This window comes from Limimaricola pyoseonensis (genome assembly GCF_900102015.1).
Lineage (GTDB): Bacteria > Pseudomonadota > Alphaproteobacteria > Rhodobacterales > Rhodobacteraceae > Limimaricola > Limimaricola pyoseonensis.
On sequence record NZ_FNAT01000001.1, the window covers coordinates 456,510 to 477,975 of the forward strand.

General features: G+C 70.5%; 23 protein-coding genes. 18 read left to right on the forward strand and 5 right to left on the reverse strand.

Annotation, left to right across the window (positions count from 1 at the left end):
- Nucleotides 1–181: 181 nt before the first annotated feature.
- From BLT43_RS02195 to BLT43_RS02205, 3 genes are read left to right on the forward strand one after another with little or no spacing between them, the layout of a single operon-like run.
- A complete protein-coding gene (locus BLT43_RS02195; protein WP_090109673.1) occupies nt 182–1,321 on the forward strand; it encodes a bifunctional 2-C-methyl-D-erythritol 4-phosphate cytidylyltransferase/2-C-methyl-D-erythritol 2,4-cyclodiphosphate synthase in 1,140 nt (379 codons plus the stop codon).
- The gene (locus tag BLT43_RS02200) at nt 1,318–1,815 is read left to right on the forward strand and encodes a phosphatidylglycerophosphatase A family protein (RefSeq protein ID WP_090109675.1); all 498 of its coding nucleotides are present in this window, start codon (nt 1,318–1,320) and stop codon (nt 1,813–1,815) included. Before BLT43_RS02195 ends, BLT43_RS02200 begins: the two co-directional genes overlap by 4 nt.
- Before the next feature lies 1 nt (nt 1,816).
- Nucleotides 1,817–2,284 carry a CinA family protein gene (locus BLT43_RS02205; protein WP_090109677.1) on the forward strand — a complete coding sequence of 156 codons (468 nt, stop codon included), beginning with the start codon at nt 1,817–1,819 and terminating at the stop codon, nt 2,282–2,284.
- On the opposite strand, the gene BLT43_RS02210 is transcribed toward BLT43_RS02205, so the two are convergent.
- Nucleotides 2,281–2,745: a type II toxin-antitoxin system RatA family toxin gene (locus tag BLT43_RS02210; RefSeq protein WP_090110235.1), complete on the reverse strand. Its 465-nt coding sequence runs from the start codon at nt 2,743–2,745 to the stop codon at nt 2,281–2,283. The genes BLT43_RS02205 and BLT43_RS02210 overlap by 4 nt on opposite strands.
- A 96-nt stretch (nt 2,746–2,841) precedes the next feature.
- Here BLT43_RS02210 and BLT43_RS02215 point away from each other — a divergent pair, with 96 nt between their 5' ends.
- The 3 genes from BLT43_RS02215 to BLT43_RS02225 all read left to right on the forward strand — a co-directional run bounded on the left by BLT43_RS02215 (nt 2,842) and on the right by BLT43_RS02225 (nt 4,466).
- The gene (locus BLT43_RS02215) at nt 2,842–3,024 is read left to right on the forward strand and encodes a hypothetical protein (protein WP_090109679.1); all 183 of its coding nucleotides are present in this window, start codon (nt 2,842–2,844) and stop codon (nt 3,022–3,024) included.
- A gap of 87 nt (nt 3,025–3,111) precedes the next feature.
- Nucleotides 3,112–3,582, forward strand: coding sequence for a c-type cytochrome (locus BLT43_RS02220; protein WP_090109681.1), 471 nt, complete (start codon nt 3,112–3,114; stop codon nt 3,580–3,582).
- Complete coding sequence (locus BLT43_RS02225) at nt 3,582–4,466, forward strand: c-type cytochrome (protein ID WP_090109682.1); 885 nt, start codon at nt 3,582–3,584, stop codon at nt 4,464–4,466. The genes BLT43_RS02220 and BLT43_RS02225 overlap by 1 nt, the downstream gene beginning before the upstream one ends.
- Nucleotides 4,467–4,488: 22 nt before the next feature.
- On the opposite strand, the gene lipA is transcribed toward BLT43_RS02225, so the two are convergent.
- Complete coding sequence (gene lipA / locus BLT43_RS02230) at nt 4,489–5,445, reverse strand: lipoyl synthase (RefSeq protein ID WP_090110236.1); 957 nt, start codon at nt 5,443–5,445, stop codon at nt 4,489–4,491.
- A 190-nt stretch (nt 5,446–5,635) separates the two neighbouring features.
- On the opposite strand from lipA, the gene BLT43_RS02235 reads away from it, so the two are divergent.
- Complete coding sequence (locus tag BLT43_RS02235) at nt 5,636–6,184, forward strand: peroxiredoxin (RefSeq protein ID WP_090109684.1); 549 nt, start codon at nt 5,636–5,638, stop codon at nt 6,182–6,184.
- A gap of 4 nt (nt 6,185–6,188) precedes the next feature.
- Here BLT43_RS02235 and BLT43_RS02240 read toward each other — a convergent pair whose 3' ends face one another.
- The gene (locus BLT43_RS02240) at nt 6,189–7,118 is read right to left on the reverse strand and encodes a hydrogen peroxide-inducible genes activator (RefSeq protein ID WP_090109686.1); all 930 of its coding nucleotides are present in this window, start codon (nt 7,116–7,118) and stop codon (nt 6,189–6,191) included.
- Nucleotides 7,119–7,219: 101 nt separating this feature from the next.
- Between BLT43_RS02240 and BLT43_RS02245 the strand changes: the two genes are divergently transcribed.
- Nucleotides 7,220–8,725 (forward strand): catalase, encoded by a 1,506-nt coding sequence (locus BLT43_RS02245; RefSeq protein ID WP_090109688.1) that lies wholly within the window; start codon nt 7,220–7,222, stop codon nt 8,723–8,725.
- 54 nt (nt 8,726–8,779) lie between these two features.
- On the opposite strand, the gene BLT43_RS02250 is transcribed toward BLT43_RS02245, so the two are convergent.
- Nucleotides 8,780–9,805: a DUF6456 domain-containing protein gene (locus BLT43_RS02250; RefSeq protein WP_090110237.1), complete on the reverse strand. Its 1,026-nt coding sequence runs from the start codon at nt 9,803–9,805 to the stop codon at nt 8,780–8,782.
- A 243-nt stretch (nt 9,806–10,048) separates the two neighbouring features.
- Here BLT43_RS02250 and BLT43_RS02255 point away from each other — a divergent pair, with 243 nt between their 5' ends.
- Nucleotides 10,049–10,339, forward strand: a complete 291-nt coding sequence (locus BLT43_RS02255; RefSeq protein ID WP_090109690.1) for a DUF6477 family protein — start codon at nt 10,049–10,051, stop codon at nt 10,337–10,339.
- Here BLT43_RS02255 and BLT43_RS02260 read toward each other — a convergent pair.
- Nucleotides 10,332–11,894, reverse strand: coding sequence for a trimethylamine methyltransferase family protein (locus tag BLT43_RS02260; protein ID WP_090109692.1), 1,563 nt, complete (start codon nt 11,892–11,894; stop codon nt 10,332–10,334). The genes BLT43_RS02255 and BLT43_RS02260 overlap by 8 nt on opposite strands.
- 169 nt (nt 11,895–12,063) lie before the next feature.
- On the opposite strand from BLT43_RS02260, the gene guaA reads away from it, so the two are divergent.
- The 9 genes from guaA (at nt 12,064) to BLT43_RS02305 (ending at nt 21,446) form a co-directional block, all read left to right on the forward strand.
- Complete coding sequence (guaA, locus tag BLT43_RS02265; protein WP_090109694.1) at nt 12,064–13,632, forward strand: glutamine-hydrolyzing GMP synthase; 1,569 nt, start codon at nt 12,064–12,066, stop codon at nt 13,630–13,632.
- A 245-nt stretch (nt 13,633–13,877) separates the two neighbouring features.
- Nucleotides 13,878–14,762 carry a DMT family transporter gene (locus BLT43_RS02270; protein WP_090109696.1) on the forward strand — a complete coding sequence of 295 codons (885 nt, stop codon included), beginning with the start codon at nt 13,878–13,880 and terminating at the stop codon, nt 14,760–14,762.
- A 105-nt stretch (nt 14,763–14,867) separates the two neighbouring features.
- Entirely contained in the window at nt 14,868–16,046 is a 1,179-nt protein-coding gene (locus BLT43_RS02275; protein WP_090109699.1) for an outer membrane protein transport protein, read from the forward strand.
- 124 nt (nt 16,047–16,170) lie between these two features.
- Nucleotides 16,171–17,073, forward strand: a complete 903-nt coding sequence (locus tag BLT43_RS02280) for a DMT family transporter (RefSeq protein ID WP_090109701.1) — start codon at nt 16,171–16,173, stop codon at nt 17,071–17,073.
- Nucleotides 17,074–17,110: 37 nt separating this feature from the next.
- Entirely contained in the window at nt 17,111–17,995 is an 885-nt protein-coding gene (locus BLT43_RS02285; RefSeq protein WP_090109703.1) for an ATPase, read from the forward strand.
- 29 nt (nt 17,996–18,024) lie between these two features.
- On the forward strand, nt 18,025–18,948 hold the full coding sequence (gene metA / locus BLT43_RS02290) for a homoserine O-acetyltransferase MetA (protein ID WP_090109705.1): 924 nt from the start codon (nt 18,025–18,027) through the stop codon (nt 18,946–18,948).
- Nucleotides 18,938–19,915 (forward strand): alpha/beta fold hydrolase, encoded by a 978-nt coding sequence (locus BLT43_RS02295; RefSeq protein WP_090109707.1) that lies wholly within the window; start codon nt 18,938–18,940, stop codon nt 19,913–19,915. The genes metA and BLT43_RS02295 overlap by 11 nt, the downstream gene beginning before the upstream one ends.
- Nucleotides 19,916–19,954: 39 nt before the next feature.
- Entirely contained in the window at nt 19,955–20,827 is an 873-nt protein-coding gene (ppk2, locus tag BLT43_RS02300) for a polyphosphate kinase 2 (protein ID WP_090109708.1), read from the forward strand.
- 1 nt (nt 20,828) lies between these two features.
- The gene (locus BLT43_RS02305; RefSeq protein ID WP_090109710.1) at nt 20,829–21,446 is read left to right on the forward strand and encodes a TetR/AcrR family transcriptional regulator; all 618 of its coding nucleotides are present in this window, start codon (nt 20,829–20,831) and stop codon (nt 21,444–21,446) included.
- Nucleotides 21,447–21,466: the final 20 nt, after the last annotated feature.

Below are 21,466 nucleotides of genomic sequence, written 5' to 3' on the forward strand. Positions count from 1 at the left end.
ACCTGTGCGTTACGGCCCGATCTATGGCGGCCGGAGGGGTGTCTCAATCGCTGCGGGTGCGGATCTGCCTCAGCATACCGCATCTGCACAAAAAATGGGCATCGGATCGGGCCGAGGATCGGAATTGCGTCAGCCCGCGGCAGCCCCTACACAACCGCGACCGCCGCGTGAAGGATGCATGATGCCCGCACAGACCGTCGCCACCGTGATCGTCGCCGCCGGGCGCGGCCTGCGCGCGGGCGGCGGCGTGCCCAAGCAATGGCGCGACCTCGCCGGCCGGCCGGTCCTGGCCCGCACTCTCGACGCCTTCGCGGGTCTCGGCCCGGTCTGCCTCGTGCTGCATCCGGACGACATCGGCCGCGCGCCCGAGATCGAGGCGCGCGCCGAGATGATCGTGCCCGGCGGCGCCGACCGCGCCGCAAGCGTGCGCGCCGGACTCGAGGCGCTGGCGGCAACTTCGCCCGGCAAGGTGTTGATTCACGACGCCGCCCGCCCGCTGGTCATGGCCGAGACCATCGAGGCCGTGATCGCCGCGCTCGATCATCACCCCGCCGCCGCGCCAGGGCTCGCGATCACCGATGCGCTGTGGCGGGTGGCCGACGGCCATGTCGGCGGCACCGTCCCGCGCGAGGGGCTGGTCCGCGCCCAGACGCCGCAGGGCTTCCGCTTCGACTCGATCCTCGCCGCGCATCGACGCTATGAGGGACCCAGCGCCGCCGACGACGTGGCGGTGGCGCAGGCCGCGGGGCTGGACGTGGCGCTCGTGCCGGGCCACGAGGACAACATGAAGATCACCGGCCCCGGCGATTTCGCCCGCGCCGCGAGGATATTGGGGACCGATATGGATGTGAGAACGGGCAACGGCTTCGACGTGCACGCCTTCGGGCCGGGCGACCATGTCTGGCTCTGCGGCGTGAAGGTCGAGCATGGGCAGGGGCTTGTCGGCCATTCCGACGCCGATGTCGGCATGCACGCCCTGACCGACGCGATCTACGGCGCTATGGCGCATGGCGATATCGGCCAGCACTTCCCGCCCTCCGACCCCGAGTGGAAAGGCGCGCGCTCCGAGGTGTTCCTCGCCCATGCCGCCGATCTCGCCCGGGTCGAGGGCTTCGCCGTCACCCATTGCGACGTCACGCTGATCTGCGAGCGCCCGAAGATCGGCCCGCACGCGCAGGCGATGCGCGAGGAACTGGCGCGGATCATGCAGATCGAGCCCGCCCGGGTCAGCGTCAAGGCCACCACCTCCGAGCGGCTGGGCTTCACCGGCCGCGAGGAAGGCATCGCCGCCATCGCCACCGCGACTCTGGTGAAGTCGTGAACCGGCTGATCGCGACCTTCTTCTACAGCGGGCTGATCCGCCCCGCCCCCGGCACCTGGGGTTCGCTCGCCGCTCTGATCGTGGCGCTGCCGCTCTATTGGATCGGCGGGCCGTGGCTGGTGGTGGCGCTGATCGCCGTGGCCTACGCCATCGGCCACCGCGCCGCCGAGGCCGAGGCGCGCGACAGCGGCGACCACGATCCTTCGCATGTCGTGATCGACGAGGTGGTCGGCCAGTGGATCGCGCTTTTGCCGGTATTGTTCGGCGCCGCGCGGGTCGGCGCGCCGGTGCTCGACCTCTGGCCGGGCTGGGTCGCGGCCTTCCTGCTGTTTCGGCTGTTCGACATCACCAAGCCCTGGATCGTCGGCCGCTTCGACCGGCGCGGCGACACGACGGGGCTGATGATGGACGACGTGGCCGCCGGCTTCCTCGCCGCGATCGGCGTGGTGCTGTTGGCGGTGGTGGCGCATGGCGTAATGATCTTCGGAGGCTGACATGGGCGACGCGGCACGGCTGGTCACGCAAGCGCGACAACGCGGCCTCAGGCTCGCCACGGCCGAGAGCTGCACCGGCGGCATGGTGGCAAGCGCGATCACCGAGGTGCCCGGCGCCTCCAGCATCTTCGACTGGGGCGTCGTCACCTACGCCAACGGCGCCAAGACCGACCTTCTGGGGGTCCGCGCCGCGACGCTCGACGCGCATGGCGCGGTGAGCGAGGAGGTCGCACGCGAGATGGCCGAAGGCGCGCGCGCCCGCTCGGGCGCCGATCTCGCCGTCTCGATCACCGGCATCGCCGGGCCGGGCGGCTCGGAGCACAAGCCCGAGGGCCGGGTCTGCTTCGGCCTCGCCACCGCGGAAGGCTGCCGCACGGAGACGGTGGAGTTCGGCGCGCGCGGCCGCGACACGGTGCGCGCGCTGTCGCGCGACCACGCCATCGCGCTTCTGCTCGCCGCGCTGGCCTAGCGCGGCTTGGAGCCCGGCGCGTCGTAGAGCTCGTGCGCGCGGCGCTCGAAGGCCCGCACCACCCGCTGCATCGCCTCGTTGAAGAACAGCCCCGCCGCGCCTTGCAGGATGCGGTTGCGGAACTCGAAATCGACGTCGAAATGCACCTCCGAGCCGCCCTCCACCTCGCGGAAGGTCCAGTTGCTCTCGAGGTAGTGGAACGGGCCGTCGATGTACTCGGTGTGGATCCTCTTCTGCTCGGGCCAGAGCGTCACCCGGCTGCCGAAGCGTTCGCGGAACACCTTGAAGGAGATGACGAGGTCGGCGAGCATCACCTCGTGGTCGCCCTGCGGCGTGACCGAGCGGACCCGGGCGGCGGCGGTCCAGGGCAGGAATTTCGGGTAGTTGCCGACATCGGCGACGAGGTCGTACATCTGCTGGGCGCTGTAGGGCAGCGTGCGGGTCTCTGAATGGCTCGGCATCTCGTCGCTTTCCTTGGTCCGGCCCATCATGTCGTCCGCGCGGGCGGCGAGATCAACCCCGCGGTGTCCTCGCACTGCCCCCGGGAAGGAGCCGCGATGCCGGTCCACTGGCTTCTGAGGCTGACGCATTGGGCGCGGCACCCGCCCTCGCCCCGGCGGATCGGGCTGATCCTCGCGGTGATCGCCGCCTGCCTGCTGCTCGGCGGCATCGAGTGGCTCTGGGGCTGGCCCGAGGCGCTCGGCGTGGAGCGGGTCGGGCGCGGCGTCATTCCGCGCTGACGCACCATCGCCCTGCGCCGATCCGGTAGACCTGCGACGCCGTGTCGCTAGGGTGAAGCAAGACCATTCGCAGCAGGGAGCGACATCATGATCCGGACGACCGCCATGGGCCTCGGGCTCGCCCTCACCGCCACGCTGGCCACCGCGCAGGGCTTCGCCCCCGACAAGGCGCACGAGGCGCGCGAGCATCACATGCATCTGATGGGCTCGCATCTCGGCCTGCTCGGCGCCATGGCCAAGGGCGAGGCGGAGTTCGACGCCGCCATCGCCGGCCCGGCCGCCGCGACCCTCTCGGAGCTCGCGCAGTCGGTGCAGACCGCGGGCCCCCTCTACTGGGTCGAGGGGTCGTCGAGCGACGAGGTCGAGAACAGCCGCGCCCTGCCCGCGATCTGGGAGGACATGGCGAAGTTCGACGGGCAGATGGAGGATCTCGTCACCGCCGCCGCCGAGATGGAAAGCGCGGCGGCCAGCGATCTCGAGGCGCTGCGCGCCGCGATGGGGTCGCTCGGCAAGGCCTGCGGCACCTGCCACGAAGACTTCCGCAAACCGGACGAGTGATGCGCTGGACCGCGGCAGGGCTGGTCGCGCTCATCGCGCTCGGCGGCGCGGGCTGGGTGCTGACCGCGCCCGACGGCCAGCTCGCCGCGGTGGCCGAGGGGCCACCCGGCGACCCCGGGAACGGCGCGCTGGTCTTTGCCGCGGCGGGCTGCGCCTCCTGCCACGTCGCGCCCGACACCGAGGCGGGCGAGGCGCCGGTGCTGGCCGGCGGCCGGGCCTTCGTCTCGGGCTTCGGGACCTTTTACGCGCCCAACATCTCGCCATCGCCGCAAGGCGTGGGCGACTGGAGCGACGAGCAGATCGTGCAGGCGGTGATGCGCGGCGTCTCGCCCACCGGCGCGCATTACTACCCGGCCCTGCCCTACACGGCCTATGCGCTGGCCGACCCGCAGGACATGCGCGACATGGTCGCCCACCTGCGGACGCTGCCGCCCTCGCCGGAAGAAAACCGGCCGAACGAGGTGGGCTTTCCCTTCTCGATCCGCCGCACTCTCGGCGCATGGAAGCTCATGAACATGCCGGACGGCTGGGCCGTGCCGGGCGATCTGTCCGAGGCCGAGACGCGCGGCCGCTATCTCGTCGAGGCGCTCGGCCATTGCGGCGCCTGCCATACGCCGCGCGGGCCATTGGGCGGCCTCGACCGCGATCGCTGGCTCGTCGGCGCGCCCAACCCCTCTGGCGACGGGCGCATCCCCGACATCACGCCGTCGGGTCTCGACTGGAGCGAGAACGAGATCGCCTACTACCTCGAGACCGGCTTCACGCCGGAATTCGACACGGCGGGGGGCGAAATGGCGGTGGTGGTGCGCGAGCTGGCGAAGCTGCCGGCCGCCGATCGCGCCGCGATCGCGGCCTATCTCAAGGCGGTGCCGCCGGCCGAGTGACCGGCGGCGCACCGCGCCCCTCTCAGGCGCCCAGCTTGGCCAGACGCGCCTCGCGCAGCCGCGCGAAATCCTCGCCCGCGTGGTAGGACGACCGCGTCAGCGGCGTCGCCGAGACCATCAGGAAGCCCTTGCCGCGCGCCGCCTTCTCGTAGCTGGCGAACTCCTCGGGCGTCACGAAACGGTCGACCGCGTGGTGCTTGTTGGTCGGCTGCAGGTACTGGCCGATGGTCAGGAAATCGATGTCGGCGGCGCGCATGTCGTCCATCACCTGGTGCACGGCCTGCTTGTCCTCGCCCAGGCCCACCATGATGCCCGACTTGGTGAACATCGACGGGTCCAGCTCCTTCACCCGCTGCAACAGCCGCAGCGAGTGGAAGTAGCGCGCGCCGGGCCGGACCTCGGGGTAGAGGCCGGGCACGGTCTCGAGGTTGTGGTTGAACACGTCCGGCTTGGCCTCGACCACCACCTCGAGCGAGCCGGGCTTCGCCTTCAGGAAGTCGGGCGTCAGGATCTCGATCGTGGTGCCGGGCGACTGGCGGCGGATGGCGCGGATGGTCTGCGCGAAATGCGCGGCCCCGCCATCGTCGACGTCGTCGCGGTCGACCGAGGTGATCACCACGTGGTTCAGGCCGAGCTTCTTGACCGCATCCGCCACGCGCCCCGGCTCGAACACGTCGAGCGCGTCGGGCCGGCCGGTGGCAACGTTGCAGAAGGTGCAGCCGCGGGTGCAGATCTCGCCCATGATCATCATGGTGGCGTGACCCTGGCTCCAGCACTCGCCCACGTTCGGGCAGCCCGCCTCCTCGCAGACGGTGACGAGCTTGTGCTCGCGCATGATGTCGCGGGTCTGCTTGTAGCCTTCCGAGGTCGGCGCCTTGACGCGGATCCAGTCGGGTTTCTTCGGCTGCGGCGCGCTGTCGGCGCGGCGGGCCTTCTCGGGATGACGCTCGCCGGGAATCTTCAGGTCGCGCACGGGGATGCCTTTCCTTGTCGCCTTGCCGCGAACATAGGCCGCCACCCCGCCGGGCGCAACGCGGCTTGCCGCGACATGCAACCCCGCCATGCAATCGCGCCCGGTTTCCGGCCTGCGCCGCGACGCAGCATTGCGAAGAGCCGGTCGATCCCCTAAATCCGCAACCGACCCGAACACCAACAGACAGGAGTTGCCCATGCAGCCCGGCGCCAAGATCCCCGACGTGACCTTCCGCACCCGCGTGCGCGACGAGAGCATCGAGGGCCCCAACCCGTTCCGTTGGGAAGAGCGCGACACCGCGTCCTACTTCGCGGGCAAGCGCGTCGTGCTGTTCTCGCTGCCCGGCGCCTTCACGCCGACCTGCTCGACCTACCAGCTGCCCGGCTTCGAGAAGAACTTCGAGACCTTCCAGGCGCATGGCATCGACGCGATCTACTGCATGTCGGTCAACGACGCCTTCGTGATGAACCAGTGGGCCAAGGCCCAGAACCTCGAGAACGTCGAAGTCATCCCCGACGGCTCGGGCGAGTTCACCCGCCGCGCCGGCATGCTGGTGCGCAAGGACAATCTCGGCTTCGGCCTGCGCTCCTGGCGCTATGCCGCCGTCATCAACGACGGCCGCGTCGAGGCGTGGTTCGAAGAGCCGGGCCTGTGCGACAACCACGCCGAGGATCCCTACGGCGTCTCCTCGCCCGAGACCGTGCTCGAGTGGCTCGAGGCCGACGCCCGCGAGCAGGCCGCCTGATCGGCTAGGGCCTTACCGCGCGGGCCGCGCCCAGAAGCTCGGCGCCCGCGTCCCGCAAGATCGAGGCCAGCGCCGCGACCCAGCCGTCGTCGGCGCTGGCCTTCCGCCGGACCAGCGCCAGCCGTCGCGACGGCTCGGGCCCGGCGAAGCGCAGCAGCGACAGGGTCGGCGCCGCCGCCGTCTCGGCCCTGAGCGCGATCTCGGGCAGCAGCGTCAGCCCGAACCCCTCGGCCACCAGACCGGTCAGCGTCGCCAGCGACGACGCGCCGAGATCGACCTGCCCCCGCCCCCTCAGACCGCAGACCTCCAGCGCCTGGTCGGCCAGGCAATGCCCCTCGTCGAGCAGCAAAAGCTGGTCCGGCGCCAGCGCGGTCGGCCTCAGGCTCTCGGCGCTCTCGGCCCAGCGGGAGAGCCGCGCGGCAGATCCCGCCAGCACGAAGCGGTCCTCGAACAGCGGCTCGGCGGCGAAGCCCGCCCCCGGCACCGGCAGCGCGACCACCACCGCGTCGAGGCGCCCCTGCTCCAGCGCCACCAGCAGCGTCTCGGTCCGCGCCTCGCGCACGCGGATGTCGAGCGTGAGGTCGCGCGCCCTGAGCCGGGTCAGGGCCAGCGGCAGCAGGTAAGGCGCGACGGTCGGGATCACCCCGAGCCTGAGCCGCCCCGACAGCCCGCGCGACAGCCGCGCCGCGCGTTCGAGATCGTCGAGCTCCGCCAGCACCCGCCGGGCCCGCTCCAGCACCTCCTGCCCCGTCCGGGTCAGCCGCGCCCCGCGCGGCAGCCGCTCGACCAGCCGCACGCCGAGCTCGGCCTCCATTTCCTTGATCTGCTGGCTCAGCGCCGGCTGGGTGACATGCACGCTTTCGGCGGCGCGGCCGAAGCTGCCGGCCTCGGCCAGCGCGACGAAGTAGCGCAACTGCTTGAGTGATAGGTTCATGCGCTTGCCATAAGGTTTTCTACTGGCAGGCGCCAGAAGATCCGATTTTTCCTTTTCGCCGCCGCGCTCCATATCTCGGTGCGAGCCAACGGAGGACAACCATGACCGACAAGCCCCGCCTGACAACCACCGCCGGCGCGCCCTACGCGTCGAACGACACCTCCAAGACCGCCGGTCCGCGCGGCCCCGTCCTGCTCGAGGACTACCAGCTGATCGAGAAGCTGGCGCACCAGAACCGCGAGCGCATCCCCGAGCGGGTGGTGCACGCCAAGGGCTGGGGCGCCGCCGGCACCTTCACCGTGACCCACGACATCACGAAATACAGCTGCGCCAAGATCTTCTCGCAGGTCGGCAAGCAGACCGAGGTGCTGTCGCGCTGGTCGACCGTGGCCGGCGAGTCCGGCGCCGCCGACACCGAGCGCGACGTCCGCGGCTTCAGCCTGAAGTTCTACACCGAGGACGGCAACTGGGACATGGTGGGCAACAACACCCCCATCTTCTTCGTGCGCGACGCCTACAAGTTTCCCGACTTCATCCGCACGCAGAAGCGCCACCCCAAGACCAACCTGCGTTCGCCCGAGGCGATGTTCGACTTCTGGGCCGCCCAGCCCGAGAGCGTGCACCAGGTGACGATCCTGATGTCGGATCGCGGCATCCCGACCAACCCGATGCACATGAACGGCTATGGCAGCCACACCTTCTCGCTCTGGAACAAGGACGGCGAACGCTTCTGGGTGAAGTTCCACTTCAAGACCCAGCAGGGCCACAAGCACTACACCAACCAGGAGGCCGAGGCGCTGATCGGCAAGACGCGCGAGGCCTACCAGGAGGATCTCTACAACGCCATCGAGGAAGGCCGCTTCCCGAAATGGACGATGTACATCCAGGTCATGCCGGAAGAGGACGCCGACAAGCAGGACTACAACCCCTTCGACCTGACCAAGGTCTGGCCGCATGGCGACTACCCGCTGATCGAGGTCGGCGAGCTGGAGATGAACCGCAACGTCGAGAACTACTTCCAGATGATCGAGAACGCGGCCTACAGCCCCTCGAACGTCGTGCCGGGCATCGGCTTCTCGCCCGACCGGATGCTGCAGGCGCGGGTCTGGTCCTATGCCGACGCGCATCGCTACCGGCTCGGCACCCATTACGAGGCCCTGCCCGCCAACGCGCCGCGCGCCGCCCAGGTGAACCACTACCACAAGGACGGGGCGATGCGGTTCTTCACGAACGACTTCGGCAACCCCGACGCCTATTACGAGCCGAACCAGTATGGCGGGCCGGTGGCGGACGCGACGGCGGCCGAGCCGCCGCTGAAGATCGACCCGGAGGCCTACCGCTACCCGCAGGAGGTGTCCGACATCGACTTCGTGCAGCCGCGCAAGCTGTTCGAGATGTTCGACGCCGACCAGAAGGCGCGGCTCTTCGCCAACTACGCCGCGGCGATGGGGCCCTGCTCGAAGGAGGTGAAGGAGCGCTGGTACGCGGTGCTGGAGCGGGTGCATCCCGACTATGCCCGCGGCGTGCGCGAGGCCAACGAACGGATGGATTCGGACGTGAACGCGGTGCCGGTCACCGACAAGACGGCGACCGAAGCCGCCGAGTGAGGCACGGCTGAGCCCACCCACGAGACCTGCGGCGGCGGGATCACCCGCCGCCGCTCATCCGATCATGTCGTTGCCGCCCACGTGATCGTAATGCCGGCGCAGGCGCTGCAGCGCGATCCGCAGCACGATCTTGCCCGACCGCGCCGACCAGCCCATGCGCTTTTCGAGACTCTCGAGCCCCTCCAGGTAGCAGCAGCAGCGCAGCGCCACGTCGCCCAGACCCGGCCCGAGATCGGCCAGCGCCGCCGCCAGCCGGTCCCTTGCCGTGTCCGGCGCGCGCCCCGTTCCCGTGCCCTGCGACGGGCCGGTCAGGAACCGGTCCCAGTCCTGCGCCAGCCGCGGGCCGGCCTCCGCCAGTTCGAAATCCTCCCGCAGCCGCGCGCCCGCGGCCACCAGCTCGCGGCCGAGAAAGGGCTGCCCGTCGCGGTCGCGACGGCGCGCCAGCGCCACCAGCGGGCTGTCTGTGGCCGCCGCGTGCGGCTGTCGCGGCCCGCCGGCCGCGAACGGGCGCGGCGCCTCGGCGAACCCGCCGGGCGACGCGACACCGGGCAGGCGCAGCTGCGCCCGCCCGGCCGGGCTGAGCCGGTACCGGCCGACCCGGCCCGCGGCGCACCCGGGCGCGATCCAGCCGCGCAGCGCCAGAAGCTCGGCCAGTTCGCGGTCGAGCCGGATCAGGCAGCGCGCCTCGCCGCCGCCATCGTCATGCACCACGGCGGCCTGCGCCATGCCGGGGGCCACGGCGAGCACGGCCCCCGGCTCGGCCAGCCGCCGCAGCACCTGCCGGGCCGCGTCCTCGCTGCCGGTCCCGGCGGGCGCCCCCTCGGCCCGGACCCGTTCGCGCATCTCCGCCTCCCTGTCGCGGGTCGCATCCTCGCCGGGCGGGTCGGACTTCAGCCGCCGGGCCAGCCGTCGCAGCGCCGCATCGACCAGCGGATCGTCGCGCCGGCTTTCCAGCCGCCGGACCTGGCGCAGCACGGTCGAGGCATGGACCTGCGACCGGCGCGCCAGCGCGCGGATCGCCGTCCCCTGCTCGACATGCTCCAGATAATGCAGGACCGCGTCCGGAACCCAGCCCGGCAGTCCAGCGCCCCCGTCATCCCGGACCGGCGCGCCGGTCGCGCGCCCCCCTCGCCCAAGTTCCACGATATCGACCTTCAACTGCACATCTTACCGAAGCGTTAACCACGCAACGGCTTGTTCATGTTGGTTGAAAAATCCGAAACAAGCTTGAACGCAGCGTGCGCCCGAAGCGGCCCTCACGCAACGCCAGGTTGATCCATGCGATGATCTCCGCCGGGCCATGCCGGCCCAGAGGGATTTCCGATGCAGGATCTACTGACGCAGGTCTCGAGGCTGACGCGCCCGGCGCTTCTGGTGCGCGCGGCGCGGTTCGGCGTGGATGGCTACGACCGGGCCCGCCATCTCGGACGGGCCCTGGGGAGTGCCGCGCCGGCGCGGCCGGGGCCGGCCCTCGCGCAGCTTCTCGAGCGCGAGGCGCTGCTCGACAGGCGGCGGCGCAGCGGCAAGGGCGACTACAGCGCCGCCCGCCACACCGAGCTTCTGATCGCCGTGATGGGCGAGGCGCGGGCGCTGCGGGCGGCGCGTGCTAGCTGAAGCTGTCGGGCATCGACGCCTTCTTCGCCTCGACGTAGTCGGTCAGCCGCTGCGCGATCTCCGGGTCGAGCGGCGGCTGCCGGTAGGTCTCGAGCAGTGTCGCGACCTTGGCGCGGGCCAGCGCCTCGGTGTCGCGCCCGCCCTCCTCGGCCCAGGTCTCGAACGGCTTGTAGTCGAACAGGCCGCTGCGCCAGAAGGCGGTCTTGAAGTTCTCCTGCGTGTGGGCGCAGCCGAGGTAATGGCCGCCCGGCCCGACCTCGCGGATCGCGTCCATCGCCTGGCCGGTGGTCGAGGCATCGACGCCGCCGGCCAGCTGGTGCAGCGCGCCGAGCTGGTCGGCGTCCATCACGAACTTCTCGTAGGAGGCGACCAGCCCGCCCTCGAGCCAGCCGCAGGCATGCAGCATGAAGTTCACCCCCGCCATCAGCCCGGTCTGCAGGCTGTTGGCGCTCTCGTAGCCGGCCTGGGCGTCGGGCAGCTTGGAGCCGCAGAAGCCGCCGGCCGAGCGGTAGGGCAGCCCGAGGCGGCGCACGATCTGGCCCATGCCGTAGGTGATCAGCGAGGCCTCCGGCGTGCCGAAGGTCGGCGCGCCCGAGTTCATGTCGATCGAGGTGACGAAGGCGCCGACGATCACCGGCGCGCCTTCGCGCACCAGCTGCGAATAGGCGACGCCCGCCAGTACCTCGGCCAGCACCTGGGTCAGCGTGCCCGCGACCGTGACCGGCGCCATCGCGCCGCCGACAATGAAGGGCGAGATGATGCAGGCCTGGTTGGCCCTGGCGTAGACCTCGAGCGCGCCCATCATGATGCCGTCGAAGGTGAGCGGCGAGTTGATGTTGATGAGCGAGGTCATCACCGTGTTCTCGGCGACGAAATCCTTGCCGAACAGGATCTCGCACATCTCGACGCTGTCGCGCGCCCGCTCGGGCGCGGTGACCGAGCCCATGAAGGGCTTGTCCGACAGCGTCATGTGCGCCAGCAGCATGTCGAGATGGCGCTTGTTGACCGCGACGTCGGTCGGCTCGCAGACCGTGCCGCCCGAATGGTGCAGCCAGCGCGACATGTAGCCCAGCTTCACGAAGTTGCGGAAATCCTCGATCGTGGCGTAGCGCCGGCCGCCCGAGGCGTCGCGCACGAAGGGCGGGCCGTAGACCGGGGCGAGCACGAGGTTGCGGCCGCCGATCTCGACGTTGCGCTCGGGGTTGCGGGCGTGCTGGGTGAAGCGCGCGGGCGCGGTGGCGCAGAGCTTGCGCGCCAGACCGCGCGGAATGCGCACCCGGTCGCCGGTGACGTTGGCGCCGGCCTGCCGCCAGAGCTCCAGCGCCTCGGGGTTGTCGGAGAAGACCACGCCGATCTCTTCCAGCACGGTCTCGGCATTGGTCTCGATCACCTCGAGCGCGGCGGCGTCGAGCACCTCGAAATCGGGGATGTTGCGCGCGATGTAGCGCGCGGTCTCGACGCTGACCGCGCTGCGCTCCGCCCGCCGGGCCGCGCCGCCGCCAGACCGTCCGCGCCGCCCCGTCCGCCCGGCCGTCGCCTCTGCCGCATCCGTCATCTTCCGTTCCCCGTCATGGTGCCTGCCCCTCGTGATACCCGTCCGGTCCGGCCGGGATTGGATGGATTGCGCCACCTGAGGGGCGAAAGCGACATGGCGTCCCGCCCGGGGCCGGTTTTCGCGAAATGCGCCTCTTGCGCGGCGGGCGGACCCGGCCTATTCGCTGCCCATGACCGAGCACAGCCCCCACCACCAGCGCCTTCTCATCGTCGATTTCGGCAGCCAGGTGACGCAGCTGATCGCGCGCCGCCTGCGCGAGCTGAACGTCTACTGCGAGATCCACCCGTTCAATGCCGTGGACGAGGCCTTCCTCGACCGCTTCGAGCCGCAGGCGGTGATCCTGTCGGGCGGCCCCGCGAGCGTGCCCGACGCCGGCAGCCCGCGCCCGCCGATGCGGATCTTCGAGTTGGAGGTGCCGGTTCTCGGCATCTGCTACGGCCAGCAGGTGATGATGCAGATGCTGGGCGGCGAAGTGCTGCGCGGCGATGGCACCGCCGAGTTCGGCCGCGCCTATGTCGAGCCCGAGGGCGAGGCCACCGACCTTCTGCGCGGCTGGTTCCTCGAGGGGCGCGAGCAGGTCTGGATGAGCCATGGCGACCACGTCTCCAAGCTCGCGCCCGGCTTCGCGGTCTGCGGCACCTCGCCCGGCGCGCCCTTCGCCATCACCGCCGATCTCGACCGCCGCTTCTACGCGGTGCAGTTCCACCCCGAGGTGCACCACACCCCGAACGGCCGGACCTTCCTCGAGAACTTCCTGCACATCGCCGGCTTCACCGGCGACTGGACCATGGGCGCCTACCGCGAGGAGGCGATCCGCAAGATCCGCGAGCAGGTGGGCGACGCCAAGGTGATTTGCGGGTTGTCGGGCGGCGTCGACAGCTCGGTCGCCGCCGTGCTGATCCACGAGGCGATCGGCGACCAGCTGACCTGCGTCTTCGTCGACCACGGCCTGCTGCGCGAGGGCGAGGCCGAGCAGGTCGTGACGATGTTCCGCGACCACTACAACATGCCGCTGGTGCACGCGCAGGAGCAGGACCTGTTCCTCGACGCGCTCGAGGGCGTCTCGGACCCCGAGGTCAAGCGCAAGACCATCGGCAAGCTCTTCATCGACGTGTTCCAGAAGCACGCGGGCGAAGTGGGCGGCGCCGAGTTCCTCGCGCAGGGCACGCTCTATCCGGACGTGATCGAGAGCGTCAGCTTCTCGGGCGGCCCCTCGGTCACGATCAAGAGCCACCACAACGTGGGCGGCCTGCCCGAGAAGATGGGCCTGAAGCTCGTGGAGCCGCTGCGCGAGCTGTTCAAGGACGAGGTGCGGGCGCTTGGCCGCGAGCTCGGCCTGCCCGACAGCTTCATCGGCCGCCACCCCTTCCCCGGGCCCGGCCTCGCGATCCGCTGCCCCGGCGAGATCACCCGCGAGAAGCTGGCGATCCTGCGCCGCGCCGACGCGGTGTTCATCGACCAGATCCGCAAGCACGGCCTCTACGACGAGATCTGGCAGGCCTTCGTGGCGCTGCTGCCGGTGCGCACGGTCGGCGTGATGGGCGACGGGCGGACCTATGACTACGCCTGCGCGATGCGCGCGGTGACGAGCGTCGACGGCATGACCGCCGACTACTACCCGTTCAGCCACGACTTCCTCGGCGAGACCGCGACGCGGATCATCAACGAGGTGCGCGGCATCAACCGCGTGACCTACGACGTGACCTCGAAGCCGCCGGGCACGATCGAGTGGGAGTGAAAAGCGACCCCGGCCGCTGGCCGGGGTGAAAAGGCCCCGGTGGGGCCTTTTCAGCTTTTCACGCCCGAGGCCCCCGCCGAGGGCCGGCGCAGAGGTTTCCGCTTTCGAGCACTCGAAGCGGGCCGGTCACTGTGCCGGTCGGCGAATGGCATGCCCTGAAGCCCCTGCCCGACCTGCCACACTGAGCGCCCCCGGCGGTCCCGCGCCCGCTGGACAGCCCGCGCAACCTCCGCGACAGTCGCGCCATGACGGACCAACCCCCTCACCGGCCTCTCGCGGGCGCGCTCTGGATGCTTGGCGCGGTCGCTTCCTTCTCGGCCATGGCGATCGCCGGGCGCGAGGTGGGCGCGGCGCTCGACACCTTCGAGATCATGTTCTGGCGCAGCCTCGTCGGCCTCGCCCTGATCGCGGCCTTCGCCGGGGCGAGCGGGCGCTGGCGCACGGTCGGCCTGCAGCGCCCGCACCTGCACCTGATGCGCAACATCGCGCATTTCACCGGGCAGAACCTGTGGTTCTGGGCGATCACCGCGATCCCGCTGGCGCAGGTCTTCGCGCTCGAGTTCAGCTCGCCGCTCTGGGTGATCCTGATCGCGCCGCTGGCGCTGGGCGAGCCGCTAACCCGGCGCCGGCTCGGCGCGGTGAGCCTCGGCTTTCTCGGCATCCTGCTCGTCGCCCGGCCCGATGCCGGGGCGATCGAGCCCGGCATCCTCGCCGCGCTCGCGGCCGCGGTCTGCTTTGCCACCACGGCCGTCTTCACCAAGCGGCTGACCCGGCACGAGAGCGTCGTCTCGGTGCTGGTCTGGCTGACCGCGCTGCAGACGGTGTTCGGCTTCGCCTGCGCCGGCTTCGACGGCGACATCGCCGCGCCGGGCGTGCACTGGCCGGGCGTCGCGCTGATCGGCTTTTGCGGCCTCGCCGCGCATGGCTGCCTGACGCGGGCGCTGTCGCTCGCGCCCGCCGGCGCGGTGATGCCGGTCGATTTCCTGCGCCTGCCGGTGATCGCGGCGCTGGGCTGGCTGCTCTATGCCGAGCCGCTGGCGGCGGCGACGCTGGCGGGCGGCGCGCTGATCCTCGTGGCGAACTGGATCAACCTGCGCCGCGCCCGGCCGCGCCGCGTGCCGGTTTTGTGACGTTCCGGCGCAGTATCCCGGCTGACGTTGGGTCAGAGATTGACGCAAATCGCCGCATCTCGACAGGTTTCCCCGAAGGGAAATCTTCGTGATTGGGGAGAACACATGACACTGCACCACGGCGCCGCCAGCGCCATCGCCCTTGCCGCCGCCCTCGCCGCCAGCCAGGCGGCAGCGGTCGGCCTCGACCGCTCGAACCAGGACGTGACGGCGATCTTCGAGGAGGGCAACGTCCTCGAGCTGAGCCTCGGCCGCGTCTGGCCGGACATCTCGGGCGAGGATGGCGAGTTCGCGCTCTTCCCGGGTTCGGACGCGGAGTATGACGACGTCGGCGAAGACTTCCTGAACGCCTCGGGCAGCCTGAAGTTCGACGTCAACCCGGACGTGTCGATGGCGCTGATCGTCGACCAGCCCTTCGGCGCCGACATCATGTATTCCGAGACGCCCGGCAGCAACCTCGGCGGCACCAGCGCCGAGCTCGACAGCGTCGCCGCGACCGTGATCGGCCGCTACAAGATCAACCCGAACTTCAGCGTGCATGGCGGCTTGCGCCGCGAGACGCTGGAAGGCTCGATCCGGCTCGAGGGCCTCGCCTATGGCGGGCTGAGCGGCTACGAGGTGATGCTCGACGAGAACGACGCCTACGGCTACGTGCTGGGGGCCGCCTATGAGCGCCCCGAGATCGCGCTGCGCGTCGCGCTGACCTACAACTCCTCGATCGAGCATGATTTCGACAGCACCGAGACCCTCGGCGGCGTGCCGATCGGCCTGCTGCCGGTGACCGCCAGCGGCGGCCTCGACGGGATCGGCGAAACCAAGGTCGAGACCCCGGCGGCGTGGAACCTCGACATGCAGACCGGCGTGGCGCAGGACACCCTCGTCTTCGCCAACATCCGCTACGCGGAATACTCCGAGACGCTGGTCTCGCCCGAGTTCTTCTCGCTGGCGACCGGCGGCCAGAGCCTGACCAACATCGAGGACAACTACTCGGCGCAGATCGGCGTCGGCCGTCGTTTCAACGACATGTTCTCGGGCCAGGTCGCGATCGGCTACGAGCCGGAGAAGGACGACCTCGTCTCGCCGCTGCAGCCGACCAACGGCAGCCGCTGGGTGAGCCTCGGCGGCGCCTACAAGGCCAACGAGCAGGTCACCATCTCGGGTGGCGTGCGCTACACCTGGCTCGGCGACGCGTTCCCCGAGACCGGCACGCCGGACACAGCGCGCGCGAGTTTCGACGACAACACCGCCGTGGCCTACGGCATGAGCATCTCGACGCGCTTCTGATCGCGTCCTGCACCGCATCGAAGGGGCCGGCCGCCGCGCCGGCCCCTTTCGCGTTTGGCGCAGGTTCCGGATTGCGCCCGCTTGGCCCGCGTGCAGAGTGCGGGGCATGACACCGCAGAAATCCATGACCAACGCCGCCTGGGGACAGCTCGGCCTGCTCGCCCTGATCTGGGGCGGCTCGTTCCTCTCGGTCCGCGTCGCGCTCGACGAGGTCGGGCCGCTGTGGATCGTCGGGCACCGGGCGGTCTGGGCGGCGCTGGCGCTCTGGCCGGTGGCGCTCCTGGCGCGCCGGCCCCTGCCGCGCGGGCTCGGGGTCTGGGCGGCGCTTCTGGTCATGGGCGCGCTCAACAACGCCATCCCCTTCGGCCTGCTGGCCTGGGGGCAGCAGCATGTCGAGACCGGTCTGGTGGCGATCCTCAACGCCTCGACCGCGATCTTCGGCGTGCTCTTCGCGGCGCTGTTCTTTGCCGATGAGCGGCTGAGCCTGCGCAAGGCCACCGGCGTCGCCTGCGGCTTCGCCGGCGTGGTCACGGTGATCGGGCCCGCGGCGCTGTCGGGCTTCGATCTCGGCGCGATGGGACAGGTCGCGGTGATCGGCGCCACCATCTCATACGCGCTGGCGGGCGTCTGGGCGCGCAAGGCGCTGACCGGCCTGCCGCCGCTGACCGCCTCGGCGGGCATGACGACGGGGGCCGCGCTGATCATGCTGCCGCTGGCCTGGGGCTTCGAGGGCGCGCCGGACCTGACGCTCTCGGCCCCGGTCTGGAGCGGGCTGGCCTATGTCTCGCTCGGCTCGACGGCGCTGGCCTACATCCTCTACTACCGGGTGATCGCGGTGGCGGGCAGCGGCAACGTGCTTCTGGTGACGCTGATGGTGGCGCCGGTGGCGATCCTGCTCGGCGTCGTGGTGCTGGGCGAGGCGCTGCCGGCGCGGGCCTTCGCGGGCTTCGGCCTGCTCGCGGCCGGGCTGGTGGTGATCGACGGGCGACTGCTGCGCCGGCGGCGCAGGCTCGCGCAGCGGTTCTGACTGGACCGCCCCGCACGGGCCTTGTAGCCATGCCGGCATGATCTATCGCTCCGCCTCGGACTGGCTGTCCGCTCCGCAGAAACGCGTCCTGTTCTTCGGGATGTCCGGCCTCGGCAAGACCCATGTCTCCAAGCTGCTGCGCGGCTCGGGCGACTGGTTCCACTACTCGATCGACTACCGGATCGGCACGCGGCACATGGGCGAGCTGATCGCCGACAACGCCAAGCGCGAGGCGATGAAGGTGCCGTTCCTGCGCGAGTTGCTGCTGTCGGACTCGATCTACATCGGCTCCAACATCACCTTCGACAACCTCGCCCCGGTCTCGGCCTATCTCGGCAAGCCGGGCGACCCGGCCAAGGGCGGGCTGCCGATCGAGACCTACCGCCAGCGGCAGGAGCAGTTCCGCCGCGCCGAGATCGCCGCGCTCGAGGACACGCCTTGGTTCATCGAGCGGGCGCAGGCGCTCTACGGCTACCCGCATTTCGTCTGCGACACCGGCGGCTCGATCTGCGAATGGGTCGACCCCGACGACCCCGACGACCCGTTGATGCGGCTTCTGTCGGACGAGATGCTGATGATCTGGATCGAGGGGTCGGAGGCGCACACCGCCGAGCTGGTGCGCCGCTTCGACCGCGCGCCCAAGCCCATGGCCTACAGCCCGGATTTCCTGCTGAAGGCCTGGGAGGGCTACCTCGCCGAGACCGGCCTCGCCCCCGACCGGGTCGACCCCGACGATTTCATCCGCTGGACCTATGCCCGCGCGCTCGCGCATCGCCAGCCGCGCTATGCCAGTATGGCCGCGCGCTGGGGCGTCAGCATCCCGACCGAGGCGCTGTCGGACCTCTCCTCGGCCGCCGGTTTCGAGGCGGTGGTGGCCGAGGCGCTCGACGGCAAGCTTGGCAAGGCCGCCCGGCCCGCCTAGATCACCCCTTCCACCGCAAAGGACAGACCATGCCGATCCGCATCCCAGAGACCCTCCCCGCCTATTCCGTGCTCTCGCGCGAAGGCGTGATGGTCATGTCGGATGACCAAGCGGCGCGGCAGGACATAAGGCCGCTGCGGATCGGGCTTCTGAACCTGATGCCGAAGAAGATCCAGACCGAGACGCAGTTCGCCCGGCTGATCGGCGCGGGGCCGCTGCAGATCGAGATGAGCCTGATCCGCATGTCGGACCACGAGGCGCGCAACACCGCCGCCGAGCACATGGAGGAGTTCTACCGCCCCTTCTCCGAGGTCGAGGCCACGGGCGAGAAGTTCGACGGCTTCCTCGTCACCGGCGCGCCGGTCGAGCATCTCGACTTCGACGAGGTGACCTACTGGGACGAGCTGCGCCGCGTGTTCGACTGGACCCGCACGCATTGCCACTCGACCTTCGGGGTCTGCTGGGGCGGCATGGCGATGATCGCGCATGAGCACGGCATCCCCAAGCACCTGCTCGAGGACAAGGCCTTCGGCTGCTTTAGGCACCGCAACCTCAAGCCCGACAGCCCCTATCTGCGCGGCTTCTCGGACGACTGCACCGTGCCGGTCAGCCGCTGGACCGAGATCCGGCAGGAGGACATCGACGCCCGGCCGGGGCTGAAGACGCTTCTCGCCTCGGACGAGGTGGGCCCCTGTCTCGTGGAGGATCCGGAGCGGCGCACGCTCTACATCTTCAACCACCTCGAATATGACAGCCACACCCTGAAGGAGGAGTACGACCGCGACGTGGCGGCGGGCTCGGCCATCGCGGTGCCGCGCAACTACTTCCCCGACGACGATCCCTCCCGGCCGCCGGCCAACCGCTGGCGCAGCCACGCGCATCTGCTCTACGGCAACTGGATCAACGAGATCTACCAGACCACCCCCTACGACCTGAACGACATTGGCCGTTAAGCTCGCAGCCCTGCTCGCGCTGACCGCCCTGGGCGGCTGCGCGCTGGTCGACCACCGCGCCGACCGGCGCGAGGCGCGCGCGCTCGAGGCCTATCCGCCGATCGGCGCCTTCGTCGAGGTCGCGGGCCGCAAGGTGCACGCCGTGGTGACGGGCGAAGGCCCCGACCTCGTGCTGATCCACGGCGCGTCGGGCAACCTGCGCGACATGACCTTCCAACTCGCCGAGCGGCTGTCGGAGCGCTACCGGGTCATCGCCTTCGACCGGCCCGGCCTGGGCTACAGCGACCCGATCGACCCGCGGGCCGACGACCGGCTGAGCAGCCGCGCCGACAGCCCGGCGGCGCAGGCGCGGGTGCTGCAGGCCGCGGCCGCGCAGCTCGGGGCCGAGAAGCCCGTGGTGGTCGGCCACTCCTATGGCGGCGCGGTGGCGATGGCCTGGGCGCTGGAGCGGCCCGACAACCTCGCGGCGCTGGTCAACCTCTCGGGCGCGACCATGCCGTGGGAAAGCGGTCTCGGGCCGCTCTACCGCTTCAACGGCACGACGCTGGGCGGCGCGGTGCTGCCGCCGCTGATCACCGCCTTCGCCTCTGAGCGGGCGGTGGGCGACACGCTCGACGCCATCTTCCGCCCCAACCCGATCCCGGAGGGCTATGCCGAGTTCGTCGGCACCGGCCTCGCGATCCGCCGGTCGAGCCTGCGCGTCAACGCGCGGCAGGTGACGTCGCTGCTGCCGCAGGTGACCGAGATGAGCGCGCGCTACGGCGCGATCTCGGTGCCGGTCGAGATCGTGCATGGCGAGATCGACACCATCGTGCCGCTCGAGGTGCATTCGGCCCGGCTCGAGGGCCTCGTTCCCGGCGCGAACCTGACGGTGCTGGAAGATGTTGGGCACATGCCGCACCATGTCGCGCCCGCGCATGTCGTCGCGGCGATCGACCGGGCCGCGCGGCGCGCCGGATTGCTCTGAGCCCGCGCGCCCGCCATGCTTGGTTCCCGGGAGGTGACGATGCCCAAGCCATTCGACGGCGCGATCAGCCGGTTCCACGACGACGAGGCGCCCGACGCGCTGCGCGAGATCCTGCACGACAACGGCAAGGGCGAGATCGCGCATCCGCGCTTTCCCTACCCCTCGAAATGGAAGCGCAAGGACTACGACGACGCCATGGCGGCGCTGCAGGTCGAGCTGGTCAAGCTGCAATCCTGGGTGAAGGCCACCGGCCAGCGCGTGGTGGTGGTGTTCGAGGGCCGCGACGCCGCTGGCAAGGGCGGCACGATCGAGCGGTTCCGCGAGAACCTCAACCCGCGCGGCGCGCGGACCGTGGCGCTCGCGAAGCCCGACGAGACCGAGGCCGGCGAGTGGTACTTCCAGCGCTACGTGCGCGAGCTGCCGACCGCCGGCGAGATCGTCTTCTTCGACCGGTCGTGGTACAACCGCGCCGTGGTCGAGCCAGTCTTCGGCTTCGCGAGCGCAGAGCAGGTCGAGCGGTTCTACGCGCAGGTCGAGCCGTTCGAGAAGCTGCTGACCGATGACGGCGTCCTGCTCTTCAAGCTCTGGATCAATGTCGGTCGCGCCACCCAGCTGGAGCGGATGCTGAAGCGCGAGCGCGACCCGCTCAAGCAGTGGAAGCTCAGCCGGATCGACGTCGAGGGGCTGCGCAGGTGGGACGACTACACCGCCGCCATCGCGACGATGTTCGATCGGACCGATTTCGGCTTCGCGCCGTGGCGGGTGGTGCGCGGCGACGACAAGCGCCGGGCGCGCGTGAACGCGATCCGCTGCGTGCTGACGGCGATCGACTACGACGGCAAGGATGCCGATGCCGTGGGCGGGATCGACCCGAAGATCGCCGGCACCACCGCGCTCTGGCCAAGGGACTGACGTGCCGAAGCAGGGATATCACCACGGCAATCTGCGCCAGGCGCTGGTCGAGGCCTGCCTTGCGCTGATCGAGGCCAAGGGCCCGACCGGCTTCACCCTGTCGGAAGCCGCGCGCGAGGCGGGCGTGACGCCGGCCGCCGTCTACCGCCACTTCGCCGGGCGCGAGGACCTGATCGCCGAGGCCGCGCGGCAGGGCTACGAGATCTTCGCCGACCTGCTGGAGTTCGCCTATGACGGGGGCCGGCCCACCGTGCTCTCGGCCTTCGAGAAGGTGGGCCGGGCCTATCTCGCCTTCGCGCGCAAGCATCCCGGTCATTACGTCGCGATGTTCGAAAGCGGCATCTCGGTCAACCGGACGCCCGAGCTGGCCGCCGTGTCGTCGCGGGCGATGCGGGTGCTGGAGCGCGCGGCCGAGGCGTTGTCGGAGCATATCCCGGCCGACCGCCGGCCGCCGCCGCAGATGTTCGCGGCGCATATCTGGGCGATGAGCCACGGCGTGGTGGAGCTGTTCGCCCGCGGATCGCCCGGCACCCGTGCGCCCTTTCCGCCCGAGGACCTGCTCGAAAGCGGGATCGGGGTGTATCTGCGCGGCCTCGGGCTGATCCCGCCAGACCGTTAGGTGTGGACCCGCGGCCACCG

Coding starts and splice junctions, on each gene's coding strand:
- BLT43_RS02195 (WP_090109673.1), top strand. CDS start 182: ATGCCCGCACAGACCGTCGCCACCGTGATCGTCGCCGCCGGGCGCGGC.
- BLT43_RS02205 (WP_090109677.1), top strand. CDS start 1,817: ATGGGCGACGCGGCACGGCTGGTCACGCAAGCGCGACAACGCGGCCTC.
- BLT43_RS02210 (WP_090110235.1), bottom strand. CDS start 2,745: ATGCCGAGCCATTCAGAGACCCGCACGCTGCCCTACAGCGCCCAGCAG.
- BLT43_RS02215 (WP_090109679.1), top strand. CDS start 2,842: ATGCCGGTCCACTGGCTTCTGAGGCTGACGCATTGGGCGCGGCACCCG.
- BLT43_RS02220 (WP_090109681.1), top strand. CDS start 3,112: ATGATCCGGACGACCGCCATGGGCCTCGGGCTCGCCCTCACCGCCACG.
- BLT43_RS02225 (WP_090109682.1), top strand. CDS start 3,582: ATGCGCTGGACCGCGGCAGGGCTGGTCGCGCTCATCGCGCTCGGCGGC.
- BLT43_RS02235 (WP_090109684.1), top strand. CDS start 5,636: ATGCAGCCCGGCGCCAAGATCCCCGACGTGACCTTCCGCACCCGCGTG.
- BLT43_RS02240 (WP_090109686.1), bottom strand. CDS start 7,118: ATGAACCTATCACTCAAGCAGTTGCGCTACTTCGTCGCGCTGGCCGAG.
- BLT43_RS02245 (WP_090109688.1), top strand. CDS start 7,220: ATGACCGACAAGCCCCGCCTGACAACCACCGCCGGCGCGCCCTACGCG.
- BLT43_RS02255 (WP_090109690.1), top strand. CDS start 10,049: ATGCAGGATCTACTGACGCAGGTCTCGAGGCTGACGCGCCCGGCGCTT.
- BLT43_RS02260 (WP_090109692.1), bottom strand. CDS start 11,894: ATGACGGATGCGGCAGAGGCGACGGCCGGGCGGACGGGGCGGCGCGGA.
- guaA (WP_090109694.1), top strand. CDS start 12,064: ATGACCGAGCACAGCCCCCACCACCAGCGCCTTCTCATCGTCGATTTC.
- BLT43_RS02270 (WP_090109696.1), top strand. CDS start 13,878: ATGACGGACCAACCCCCTCACCGGCCTCTCGCGGGCGCGCTCTGGATG.
- BLT43_RS02275 (WP_090109699.1), top strand. CDS start 14,868: ATGACACTGCACCACGGCGCCGCCAGCGCCATCGCCCTTGCCGCCGCC.
- BLT43_RS02280 (WP_090109701.1), top strand. CDS start 16,171: ATGACCAACGCCGCCTGGGGACAGCTCGGCCTGCTCGCCCTGATCTGG.
- BLT43_RS02285 (WP_090109703.1), top strand. CDS start 17,111: ATGATCTATCGCTCCGCCTCGGACTGGCTGTCCGCTCCGCAGAAACGC.
- metA (WP_090109705.1), top strand. CDS start 18,025: ATGCCGATCCGCATCCCAGAGACCCTCCCCGCCTATTCCGTGCTCTCG.
- ppk2 (WP_090109708.1), top strand. CDS start 19,955: ATGCCCAAGCCATTCGACGGCGCGATCAGCCGGTTCCACGACGACGAG.